Annotated in this window: 9 protein-coding genes; 1 reads left to right on the top strand and 8 read right to left on the bottom strand. The window is 70.6% G+C overall.

The features are described from left to right. Window position 1: 1 nt before the first annotated feature. From A7A76_RS23845 to A7A76_RS23870, 6 genes are all read right to left on the bottom strand, one after another. A complete protein-coding gene (locus A7A76_RS23845; protein ID WP_206413647.1) occupies window positions 2–1534 on the bottom strand; it encodes a DUF3526 domain-containing protein in 1533 nt (510 codons plus the stop codon). Then, complete coding sequence (locus tag A7A76_RS23850) at window positions 1531–2934, bottom strand: ABC transporter permease subunit (protein WP_206413648.1); 1404 nt, start codon at window positions 2932–2934, stop codon at window positions 1531–1533. Before A7A76_RS23850 ends, A7A76_RS23845 begins: the two co-directional genes overlap by 4 nt. Beyond that, window positions 2931–3677, bottom strand: a complete 747-nt coding sequence (locus A7A76_RS23855) for an ABC transporter ATP-binding protein (RefSeq protein WP_206413649.1) — start codon at window positions 3675–3677, stop codon at window positions 2931–2933. The genes A7A76_RS23850 and A7A76_RS23855 overlap by 4 nt, the downstream gene beginning before the upstream one ends. Further along, window positions 3674–5863: a TonB-dependent siderophore receptor gene (locus tag A7A76_RS23860; protein ID WP_206413650.1), complete on the bottom strand. Its 2190-nt coding sequence runs from the start codon at window positions 5861–5863 to the stop codon at window positions 3674–3676. Before A7A76_RS23860 ends, A7A76_RS23855 begins: the two co-directional genes overlap by 4 nt. A gap of 318 nt (window positions 5864–6181) precedes the next feature. After that, entirely contained in the window at window positions 6182–6967 is a 786-nt protein-coding gene (locus A7A76_RS23865) for a peptidoglycan-binding domain-containing protein (protein ID WP_206413651.1), read from the bottom strand. Between the two features lie 187 nt (window positions 6968–7154). Further along, the gene (locus tag A7A76_RS23870) at window positions 7155–7937 is read right to left on the bottom strand and encodes a 2OG-Fe(II) oxygenase (RefSeq protein WP_206413652.1); all 783 of its coding nucleotides are present in this window, start codon (window positions 7935–7937) and stop codon (window positions 7155–7157) included. 351 nt (window positions 7938–8288) lie between these two features. Here A7A76_RS23870 and A7A76_RS23875 point away from each other — a divergent pair, with 351 nt between their 5' ends. After that, entirely contained in the window at window positions 8289–8933 is a 645-nt protein-coding gene (locus A7A76_RS23875) for a diffusible signal factor-reguated Ax21 faimly protein (RefSeq protein WP_206413653.1), read from the top strand. Window positions 8934–9169: 236 nt separating this feature from the next. On the opposite strand, the gene A7A76_RS23880 is transcribed toward A7A76_RS23875, so the two are convergent. Together A7A76_RS23880 and A7A76_RS23885 are read right to left on the bottom strand one after the other, a co-directional pair. Further along, window positions 9170–10054, bottom strand: a complete 885-nt coding sequence (locus A7A76_RS23880) for a hypothetical protein (protein WP_206413654.1) — start codon at window positions 10052–10054, stop codon at window positions 9170–9172. Between the two features lie 54 nt (window positions 10055–10108). Beyond that, window positions 10109–10417 carry a hypothetical protein gene (locus A7A76_RS23885; RefSeq protein ID WP_206413655.1) on the bottom strand — a complete coding sequence of 103 codons (309 nt, stop codon included), beginning with the start codon at window positions 10415–10417 and terminating at the stop codon, window positions 10109–10111. Between the last annotated feature and the right edge of the window lie 140 nt (window positions 10418–10557).

The raw sequence follows: 10557 nt of genomic DNA on the forward strand, positions 1-10557 counted from the left end.
CTCACAGTTCCGCCGGCCATTGCCGCAGGCGCCGCAGCGCCCACCCGCCCAAGGCTGTCGCCAGCACCATCAGCCACAGCGCCGTCGGCAGCGCGCCGGCCACCCGCGACCACGCCGGCGCTTCGTTCCAGGCATAGGCCGGAATCGCGTCGAACTCGAGGAAGTTCATGCGCCCGTAGCTGTCGGCGCGCGGGCGCGGCGTCGGCGCGGCGATCTGGCGCTGGATGCGCGGATAGAACCAATCGCGCAATTGCCGCTGATACGCCGCGGTCTGGCGTTCGAAGCGGCGATGGCGCTCGGCGTCGGTGCCGGCCAAGCGCGCCAGCGCCTGCTCCATGCCCAGCGGCGGCGCGACGAAACCGGCCCACTGCGACCAACGCTCGCGCAGGCTGCGCGCCGATTCCTGGCGGTCGCGCAGCGGTTGCAGGCGGCGTTCCAGTTCCGGCGCGAGGAAGCTCAGGCGGGTGGCGTAGTCGAGGCCGCCGATCTTGTCGAGCGCAGCCGACAGATCGGCGCGGGCGCGGAAATCGCGCGCCAGCAATGCATCGCGCTCGCCGGCGATGGCGTCGTTGGCGCGGCGTTGCGCATCGACATAGGCGATCGGCGTGGGCGCATCGCCCAGCCGCGCGGCGACGCCGCTGCCGAGCAGCGGCAGGCCGATCGCCAACACCGCCCACACCGCGCTCATCAGGCTGATCGCGCCGGCGGCGCCGGGCCACGCGGACACCACGACGAATCCCAGCGCGGCCCAGAACGCCAGGTAGGCCACCACCAGGGCCGCCGACGCGATCAACTCGGGAACGGCCGCGCCCAGGTCGGCGCCGGCCGAGAACAACGAGATCGCCAGGCCCAGCAGCGCCGCCGGCGCCAGCCAGGCGACGATCGCGGCGATGCGCGCGCCCAGCCACGCGCGCGGGCCGACCCGTTGCGCGGCGATCAGCCGCAACATGCCGTGGTCGCGTTCGAACGTGGCGAGCAGGCCGATCAGCACGACGACCGCGACCGGCAGCAGATACACCAGCACGAACCCCAGGTCGAAACGGCCCAGGCCGAGCGCGCGCGGGTTTTCGAAGTCGTAGGCCGGCTCCACCCCGAACGGCGTTTCCAGCTTCACCGGCAGGCGCGTCGGCGTCAGGTCGCTGCCGCCGACCGCCAGCGCCGACAACGGCAGGTTCGGCTTGTAGCTGTGGGCGCGCAGGAAATAGCGGCTGAAGCCGGCGACGTCGGTCGGGTCCTGCCAATAAGGCACCGGCTCGGCCGCGGGCTCGGCGTAGCGGCGGGCGCGTTCGAGGATTTGCCGGGTCCAGGCCAGGTCGCTGGCGCGGCTGCGCTCGATCGCGCGGTCCTGGCCGCGATGCAGCGCCGCGCCGCTGTGCGCGCCCCACAGCATCGCCGCGAACAGCAGGCCCAGCACCGTCCACAGCAGGCGGCTGCGGCCGATATGCCGAAGCTCCCAGCGCAACAGCTCGGCGAAGCCGGCGCTGCGCGCGTCCGGCAGCGCGAGCGCGCCGGCGTAGTCTGCGGGTGCGCTCATGGCCGCAGCCTGCGCGCCGCCAGCGCCAACAGGCCGGCGGCCAGGGCGACCCAGCCGAGCAGGCCGAACAGCGCCGGCGCGGCGTTGCGCCAGTTCGCGGCCAAGGCCGGGGCCGGCGCTTCGAACTGCGGAATCTGCGCCCACAGCGATTCGTTGTTGGTATGGCGCGGTTGCGCGCCGTTGAGCGGATGCGCCATCACGTCCTCGTTCATGCGATTGACCAACGCGCGCCGATAGCGCTCGGCGGCGTCGATGAAGCGGCGGTGGTGGCCGAAGTCGCTGCCGGCCAGCATCGGCGACAGGCTCTGCATCGCCGCCGCCGGGCTCAGCCAGCCCCACGCGGCGAACGCGCGGTCCTGCGCGGCGACGCGGTCGTAGAAGCCGCCGAGCACGCGGTCGAAGACTGCGTGCGAGTGGCGCTCGCTCAGATCGAGCTCGGCGCCGCGCGCGTCCACGCGCAGCTCGCTCGCGTCCTTGGCGCCGTAGCGCGCGAGCAAGGTTTCGCGATGTTTCCTGGCTTCCTCGGCGGTCCAGAACGAGGGCGCCTCGTCTTGCAGTTGCTGCTTGACCTGTTGGCTCGACGGCAACGGCAGCGCCGCATCGACCGCGCTGCTGGCCCAGCGCGGCACCGCCAGCGCCAGCACGATCCACAGGCCGAACAGCGCCGCCAGCGCGCCGCGCACGCTGCGCGTGAGCAGCGACACCGCCACGCCCAAGGCGCTCAGCACGCCCAGGTAGGCCGCCATCGCCGCCGCCCACAGCGCCAGCCGCAGCGCCACGTCCGCGCTCAAGCCGCCCAGCGCCGCGCTGGCGACGGCCGCGGCGACGCTCACCGGCGCCAGCAGCGCCAACAGCAGCGCCGACCAGATCGCCAAGGTCTTGGCCGCGACGATCGCGCGCGGCCGCAGCGCCGCGCCCAGCGCCAGGCGCAAGGTGCCGCGCTCGCGATCCATCGCCACCGCGGTGAACGCCAGCAGGAACGCCACCAACGGCGCGAACGCGATCAACAGGCTGGCCGGGCTGGCCAGGCCCGCACGCTGCAGCGCCGACGCCTCGCCTTGCGGCCGGTACAGCATGTCGTTCTGCACGTGCGCTTCCAGCCACACGGTCTGGCCGACGAAGGGCTGCGCGCCCGGGTCCAGCGCCGCCAGCGGCGGCGCCGGCTTGAACGCGAAGATGCTGTAGTGCGCGGCCGAATGCGGATCCTTCTCGCCCTGCCCGAGCCAGCGCGCGCGTTCGGCGCGCGCGGCCTCGGCCTTGGCGGCGTTGCCCGCGGCCACCGTCGCCAGATCGAAGGAAAACGCCAGCAGCACCAGCGCGGCCAGCGCCAGCAGCGCCCACCACGCGCGCCGGTCGCGGCGCAGCAGGGTCCATTCGTAGGCGGTCAGCGAAGCGCTCATGCGGCGGCCGCTCCCGCCGCGTCCAGCTCTTGCAGGTACAGGGCCTCGATCTGCGACGCCGACAGCTCGGCGGTGCGCCGCTCGGTCAACAACCGGCCCGCGCTGAGGATGCCGAGGCGATGCGCCACATCTTTGACCCGGTACAGATCGTGCGTCGCCATCAACACCGCCACGCCGCGCCGCGACGCCGCGCGCACGCCGTGCGAGAGATCGTTGGCAGCGCTGGCGTCGAGCCCCGAGGTCGGCTCGTCCAGCAACAACAACTGCGCGTCCTTGGCCAACGCGATGGCGAGGCCGACCTTCTGCCGCATGCCCTTGGAGAAACCGCCGGCGCGGCGGGTATGCGCTTCGGCCTGCAGGCCGGCCTGCGCCAGCAGATCGCGCGCTTGCCTGCCATCGATGCGGCGGCCGCCGAGCAGGGCGAAATAGCTGAGGTTCTCGATCGCGTCGAGCTGCGGGTGCAGCATCACCGTTTCCGGCAGATAGGCGATCCGTGCGCGCGCGCCGAGCCTGTCGCGCGCCACATCGATGCCGGCGACTTCGATGCGGCCGCCGTCGGCGTCCAGGAAGCCCAGGATCAGGTTCAAGGTGGTGGTCTTGCCGGCGCCGTTGGGGCCGAGCAGCGCGTACACCTCGCCCGGCGCGATCCCCAGCGACAGCGATCGCAGCGCGTGGCGGTCGCCGAAGTCCTTGCGCACGCCGTCCAGGCGCAGCGCGTCGGTCGCAGCTTGCAGCAGGCTCATAGATTCACCCTCATGGTCAGTTCGACGCTGCGCGGCGCGCCGAGCACGAACTGATCGGCGGCGCCGCCGGTCCAGTCGGCGTAGAGCGCATCGCCGAGGTTGCGGCCGTACAGCGCGATCTCGCCGAACGGCAAGCGGTAAGCGACGCTGGCGTCCCACACCGTGCGGCCGGCGACGCGCAGGCGGTTGGCGTTGTCGGCGTACCACGGACCGACGTAGCGCGCGCCGGCGCCGACGGTCAGCGGCAGCGCGTCGAAGCGGTAGCTGGCGCGCAGTTGCGCCAGCCGTTCGGGCACGTTCGGCGGCACGTTGCCGGCGCGGTCGATGCCGCCGGCTTCGCGCAGCTTGTCGAAGCGCGCATCCAGCGCGGCCAGGCTCGCCTCGACCCGCAGCGCGCGGGTCAACGCAGCGGCGGCGGTAAGCTCTACGCCGCGCGAGGATTGAGTACCGCCCTGCACCGACAGATTGGCGTTGCGCGGATCGCGGGTGACGATGTCGTCCTGCTCGATCCAGTACGCGCTCGCGCCGAGGTCGACGCGGCCGTTCCATACGCTGCTCTTGATCCCGGCCTCGGCCGAGCGGCCGTGGGTCAGCTCGAAGCGCGAGTTCGCCAACGACAGCAGCGGCAAGCTGCCGACCGGCGCCACCGCGGTGCTGTACTGCGCGTACAGCTGAGTCGCCGGCGCCAGGTCGTAGACCGTGCCCAGGCGCCACGACAGCGGCTCGTAGCTGCGCTCGAAACGCGTGATCGCGCCGGTGTTGCGGTCCTCGATGCGCCGCTGCAGCTCGATCCGGTCGTAGCGCACGCCGGCCAGCAGCAGCCAGCGCTCGCTGAGGTTGAATGCGTCTTCGGCGAACAGCGAATACACCCGGGTGCGCGAATCGAAGTCGACGCGGTTGCCGGCGCCCGGGAAGTTGGCCGCGGTGTCGGCGAACCCGCCCAGGCCGCGCTGCGGCGCGAACGGATCGACCGGCGCGGTCGTGCCGAAGCGGCGCATCACCGCGAAGTCGCCGTTGCTGATCTCCACCCCGACCGCGGCGCGGTTGCGGCGCCCGCCCCAGTCGCTGTCGGCCGACAACGTCGCGCGTTCGACCCAGAAGCGCTGTTCGTGCTCGATCCGGGTGCTGCCGCGGTCGAGCAGGCCGCTGCGCGCGTTGAAGGCGTAGGTTTCCGAATTCCACCAGCGCCGCTTGGCGTCGTAGTAGCTGAATTCGTTGGAGAACCGCAGCCCGTCACCGATCTGCCAGCCGACCCGGCTGCGCAGCCAGTCGCCGCGCGAATCCTGCAGGCCGTTGTCGACGTTGTAGTTGCGCCGGCGCAGCGAACGGTCGAGCACGCGGCCGTCCGCGCTGCGCACCAGCGGACTTGGATCGCGCGCGAGCGCGGCCGGGATCAGCGGCGTGCCCCAATAAGCGGTGTCGTAGTCGTCCTCGAAGTGATCCAGCGCGATATCGACCTCGACCGCATCGCTCGGCCGCCAGCGCAGCGCCACGGTCGCCGAGGTCGCCGCGCTGGCGGTGTCGTCCACGTAGCCGTCGCTGCGGCGCTGGCTGGCGATCGCGCGCAGCGCCAGGCGTTCGCCGAGGGGCTCGTTGAAATCGACCGCGTAGCGCCGGCTGCCGAAGCTGCCGATGCCGACCAGGGCGGCGAACGCGCGGCCGTCGAAGTCCGGGCGCTTGGGCACCAGGTTGATCGCGCCGGCCAGCGCGCCTTCGCCGTACAGCACCGAGGCCGGGCCCTTGAGCACTTCGATGCGCTCGAAGCTCCAGCTGTCGAAATCGCGGGTGACCAGCGGCGCGGCGCTCTGGCGCACGCCGTCGTACAGCAGCGCGATCGCGCCGCCGCTGAAGCCGCGCATCGAGGCCATGCCGGGCGAAGATGGCAACTGCCCGGCGAGCACGCCCGGCGCCGCGTTGAGCGCCTCGATGCTGCCGCGCAGGCCGCGCGCCTGGATCTGTTCCTGGGTCACGGTCTCCAGCGTCGCCGGCGTCTCGCGCGCGCTCAGGCCCAGGCGCGAGGCGGTCGGCGCGGGCCGGTCGAGCGATGCGGCGGGCGCGCCTTCCACGGTGACCTTGTCGAGCAGCTTGGGCGCGGCGCCGCCGGCGCTCTCGGCCGGGGCGGCCGGGCCGTTCTGGGCGAACGCGCTCGGGACGAAGCCGGACGGCAGCGCCAACGCGGCCAGCACCGCGCCGGCGAGCCAGCGCGGCCCGGCCTCAGGCGCGGCCGCGCCGCACCGTTGTGCTCGATTTCCAGCCGCCGCTGCCGCGCGGCCTCCCCGCCTGCCTGTGTCCACCGCATCCCCGCTTGCTCAAAAGTGTGAAATGAAACGATATATCATTTCATTATCGGCACAAGGTAAGCGGGCAGGCGCAGGCCGTCAATACGGCCCGACGGAGAATCGTCCGGAAGATTTGCGGGCGCGCCGCCGGCGGGCCCGCGTGGCGAGTGCGATGGGGTGATTCACTCCAGGCGGGCTCGCCCCGACTGGCCAGAGGCAGGCGACTCAGCCCAGGCGAATGAAGTCGCAGGCCGCGGTCTTGCGCGCGCGCTGCGCCACCTCGAAGCCGTTGGCCGAGCCCTTGTGGTCGGTATTGCCCTCGATGCTGAGAAAGCTGTCGGCATTGCCGTCGAAGGCGAAACCGGTGTGGACCCAGTCGCTGGCGGTCTTGCGCACCAGGAACACGCCGCAGGCGCCGAGCGCGGCGAAGCCCGGCGCTGCGCCGGCGACCGCGCGGCCGCCGAGGAAGCGTCCGCCGGCCTTGGCCTGCGCGGCCAGTTCGTCGCAACCGAAGCTGCCGGCGACCGGCATCGCGCGCCCGGCGTGCTCGGTCGCCTGGCGCAGCACCGTGCTGACGAAGCCGGCGCACCACAGCATGCTCTCGCCCTCGCTGCCCTTCATGTAGAAGCGCACCCACGGCCCGCGGTTGGCGCCGCCCAGTTCGATCGGATGGGCGAGCAGATGCTGCTCGGCGAACCAGCGCACCAGTTGCGGATACGGCTTGCCCGCCGGCGCGTTGGCGCCGGCGCCGAGCACGCGCGCCAGCGGTTCGGTCAGCGCCGCCCACTGCGCGGGGCCGACTTCGCCGCCGTAGGCGATGCGCTTGCGCGCGGCGAATCCCTGCAGCGCGCGGTCGGTGCCTGGCCCGAACTTGCCGTCGATCGGCGTGCCGTTGCCGTGGTAGCCCAGCCACTCCTGCACGCGTTTCACCGCCGCGCCGCTGGCGCCTTGGCGCAAGGCGCCGGGGAAGTCGAGTTCGCGGCGCACGAACGATTGGTCTGACAGCGGCATGGCGGGCTCCTTGTGATCGATGCGTCCTTGCGGCGGCGCCGCGATGCGGCGCGCCGGTCGCGGATCGGCGACTTAGGAGCCAACGCCGGCGCCGCGGCGATGCGGTCAGCGCCGCGCGATGCGCGGATGCAACAGCGCCGTGGCCGCAGCCGGGCCGCTGCCGCGTTGTGCCGCGGCCTTCGCCGCGTCACTGCGCGTCGTGGAAGATCACGCCCAAGGTATGCCGCCGTCCCGCGCGCAACGCGCTCACGCCGTGGCGCAGGTTGACCCGATAGAACCCGCGCGCGCCGCGCTGCGGCCGGTGGCGCACGGCGAACAGCACCGCATCGCCCTGCCGCAGCGGCACCACCTGCGCACGCGACTGCATGCGCGGGCGCTGCTCGGTCAGCACGAACTCGCCGCCTTCGAAGTCGCCGCCTTCCTCCGCGCGGCCCGGCTGCGACAGCAGGATCGCCGCCTGCAACGGAAACACGTGTTCGCCGTAAACGTCCTGGTGCAGGCAGTTGTAGTCGCCTTCGACGTAGCGCAGCAGCAGCGGCGTCGGCCGCGTCTGGCCGGCCGCGCGGCAACGCGCCAGGAACGCATCGAGCGTGTCGGGATACTCGCCGGCCTGCGCCAGCGCGGCGCTCCAGCGCGCCGCCACCGGCGCCAGGTGCGGATACAGGCCTTCGCGCAGGGTCTGCACCATCGCCGGCAACGGATAGCCGAAATAACGGTACTCGCCGCGGCCGAAACCGTGGCGCTGCATCACCACGCGACTGCGATAGCGCTCGTCCTCGTCGTAGCCGTCGGCCAGCGCCGCGCATTGGCGCGCGCTGAGCAAGGCCGGCAGATTCGCCCAGCCTTGCGCATCGAGCGCGGCGCCGACCGCGTTCCAGTCGTAGCCGTCGATGCGCCGGCGCAGGCGTTCGCGCGCATCGGCCGCATCGGGCGCGGCGTTTTCGGATCGATCGATCGCATCGGTGGTCATGGGGTAGGCGCCGTGCAGCGCAAGCGGATGACGAACGTCATGCTGACGATGCGCGTCGGCTCGCGCCATCCGTTTCTTGCGCCGCGACGGTTTGCCGATCGTGCGCGGCGATGTTCAGCCGCGAGCAAGACTGGATCGCGCGCAACGCCGAAAACCCCTTGAAAACCATGACTTCAGGCCTATGCGCAGGTCCAAGTACCGTAAACAGAACGTTTAGTTCCTATAAAAAACTTAGAAAAATTCAGGCGCGATTGAAGCGCGATGACGATACTGCGCACACCGGATCCACACGGTCGCCTTACCCCGAGGCGGGTGGAAACGGAATAAGACCAATAAGAGGCTGAGACCTTTATGAAGCGTGCATTGCTTGCCCTGACCCTCGCCGCCGCGCTGCCGTTCGCCGCTTCGGCCGCCGAAGGCATTTCCTACAACTACGTCGAAGCCGGCTACGCCAAGATCGACGCCAAGAACAAGTTCGCCGACTCCGATGGCTGGACCATCGCCGGCTCGTACGCGTTCCACCCGAATTTCCACGTCTTCGGCAGCTACAGCAAGCAGGAGACCGATTCGCGCAACTACGTGTTCGGCGGCAACACCTTCCGTACCCCGAGCGCGGACGTCGACCGCTGGAACGTCGGCGTGGGCTACAACCACGAGCTGAGCCAGCGCGTCGACCTGGTCACCCGCATCGCCTACGAGCAGAACAAGTACGACCTGGGCAACGGCTTCGGTTCGGACAAGTTCAAGGGCGGCCTGGTCGAAGTCGGCGTGCGCGGTTCGCTGGCGCCGAACTGGGAAGGCTATGCCTTCGGCGGTTACCAGGACTTCGACAACACCCGCAACTACGGCAACCTCGCCGACAAGTACGACAGCAAGTTCTACGCCCGTCTGGGCACCCAGGTGAAGTTCAACCAGAACTGGGGCATCACCGCCGACGCCAAGTTCATCGACGGCGGCGAGAAGGAATTCTTCATCGGTCCGCGTTTCAGCTTCTAAGAAGAACGCGGCCGGAAAGATTCCGGCGACAATCGCGAATTCTCTCTCTCCCCCGAAAAGTCGCGATGGAGCCCGGCCGCAAGGTCGGGCTCTTTTTTGCCCGCGGTTTGCGCGCCGGCCGGCGCGGCCCGTTTGCCAGGCCCGTTTGCGCGAGCCGAATGCGGAAACGAAAAGCCCGGCCTGGCGCCGGGCTTTTCGTTGCGCGCGTCGCCGCGGGCAATACGTCTGGTACGGGCCTAGGCTCTGGAAAACGACGGCTGCGAGGTTTGCTGCTGTTGTTCCTGCGCGACCGCCTGCTGCGGCGCCTGCGCCTTGCCGTGCGCGACGGCCAGTTGCGCGTCGACGTCGGCCACCGCCGGAATCGGCTGCTTCAAATCCACCGCGGCGACGTGCCCGGGCGTCTGCCCGGCGACGAACAGCTTGTCGTCGCGCACCGCGACCATCGCGACCTCGCCGGGCTGGGTGATCTTCGCGTCCTGGTTGGCCTTGAGCACCGCATAGGCCACCGCCGCGTCGGGCACCTCGGCCGGCGCCTTGTCGCGGATCGCCTGGTACACCGCGTTGTCCTGCGCGTTCTTCAGCGGCCCGGCCGGCTCGGCGGCGGACAGCGAACTGGAGCCGTGCTCGCCCGGCTTGAGCGGCGGCGCGCCCTTGTCCGGCGCGGTCGGCTGCTTCTTCTCCAGCTCGTTGATGCTCTCGTACAACTGCCGCGGGGTGCCGGTGGCGCCGAGCAGTTCGCTGGCGCTGATGCGCTGGCCGGTGACTTTCTCGGTGACGTCGCTGGCCCAGGACGCACAGGTGTTGGTGTAGCCCCAGGTGACTTTTTCCTTCAGCGCCGCGTCGAGTTTCTTCTCCTGCTCGGGGCTGAGCTCGATGTAGCGGCTCGCGGTCGGCTCGAAGCCGCGGCCGACTTCGATGCCCTTGCGGATGTTGCTTTCCGGATGCGGGTTTTCGTTGGCGAAGCGCGGGTGGCCGTTGGGCCACAGGCCATAGACTTCGGTTTTGCCGTCGCGGGTCACCGAGATCCAGGCATGGCCGTCGGTCAGGCCGGCCGGTTCGCCGTTCGGCCCGGGGCCGGCGTTGGTGTGTATTCCCAGTACGGTCTTAGCGGGGTCGCCCATTGCTCGTTCGCTCCATCGATCGCGCCGGCGCGGCTAGCGTGGCCAGCGCGCTGCTCAAGGGTAGATTTGCTCTTCCTGGTCGGCATGGACCAGCACGACCTTCTCGCCGTGATAGGGCAGCCGCACTTCGGCCTGCCACTTGTCGTCCAGCGGGATCACGGTCTTGGCCATCGGCGCGCACTTGTCGCTGATGCCGCAGCGGTCGATCACGATCTTCAGCGTATCGCCGGCCTTTTCGTAGTTGACGCCGCCGGAGTAGTACGAGCTCTCCGGAAACACGCTGTAGCGCAGGCTCAACTCATCGTCCTGCAGTTTCTGCACGACGACCGGCTCGACCGCCGATTTGGCGTAACTTGGCTTCATGTTCACTCCTGTGCATGCGGCGACGAAAGGAAACAACGCGAGCAGGGCCGTCGATCTCTTCCACATAGGACGCTCCATCGGTCCGGCGACACGGCCGCGCGGCGGCGCCGCGCCGGCGGGCGCCCGCGGCCCGGGCCGGC

The sequence above is a fragment of the Lysobacter enzymogenes genome (assembly GCF_017168095.1).
Taxonomy (GTDB): Bacteria; Pseudomonadota; Gammaproteobacteria; order Xanthomonadales; family Xanthomonadaceae; genus Lysobacter; species Lysobacter enzymogenes_D.

Excerpts from the sequence above, each read along its gene's own strand:
- A7A76_RS23845 (WP_206413647.1), bottom strand. The coding sequence starts at position 1,534 with ATGAGCGCACCCGCAGACTACGCCGGCGCGCTCGCGCTGCCGGACGCG.
- A7A76_RS23850 (WP_206413648.1), bottom strand. The coding sequence starts at position 2,934 with ATGAGCGCTTCGCTGACCGCCTACGAATGGACCCTGCTGCGCCGCGAC.
- A7A76_RS23855 (WP_206413649.1), bottom strand. The coding sequence starts at position 3,677 with ATGAGCCTGCTGCAAGCTGCGACCGACGCGCTGCGCCTGGACGGCGTG.
- A7A76_RS23865 (WP_206413651.1), bottom strand. The coding sequence starts at position 6,967 with ATGCCGCTGTCAGACCAATCGTTCGTGCGCCGCGAACTCGACTTCCCC.
- A7A76_RS23870 (WP_206413652.1), bottom strand. The coding sequence starts at position 7,937 with ATGACCACCGATGCGATCGATCGATCCGAAAACGCCGCGCCCGATGCG.
- A7A76_RS23875 (WP_206413653.1), top strand. The coding sequence starts at position 8,289 with ATGAAGCGTGCATTGCTTGCCCTGACCCTCGCCGCCGCGCTGCCGTTC.
- A7A76_RS23880 (WP_206413654.1), bottom strand. The coding sequence starts at position 10,054 with ATGGGCGACCCCGCTAAGACCGTACTGGGAATACACACCAACGCCGGC.
- A7A76_RS23885 (WP_206413655.1), bottom strand. The coding sequence starts at position 10,417 with ATGAAGCCAAGTTACGCCAAATCGGCGGTCGAGCCGGTCGTCGTGCAG.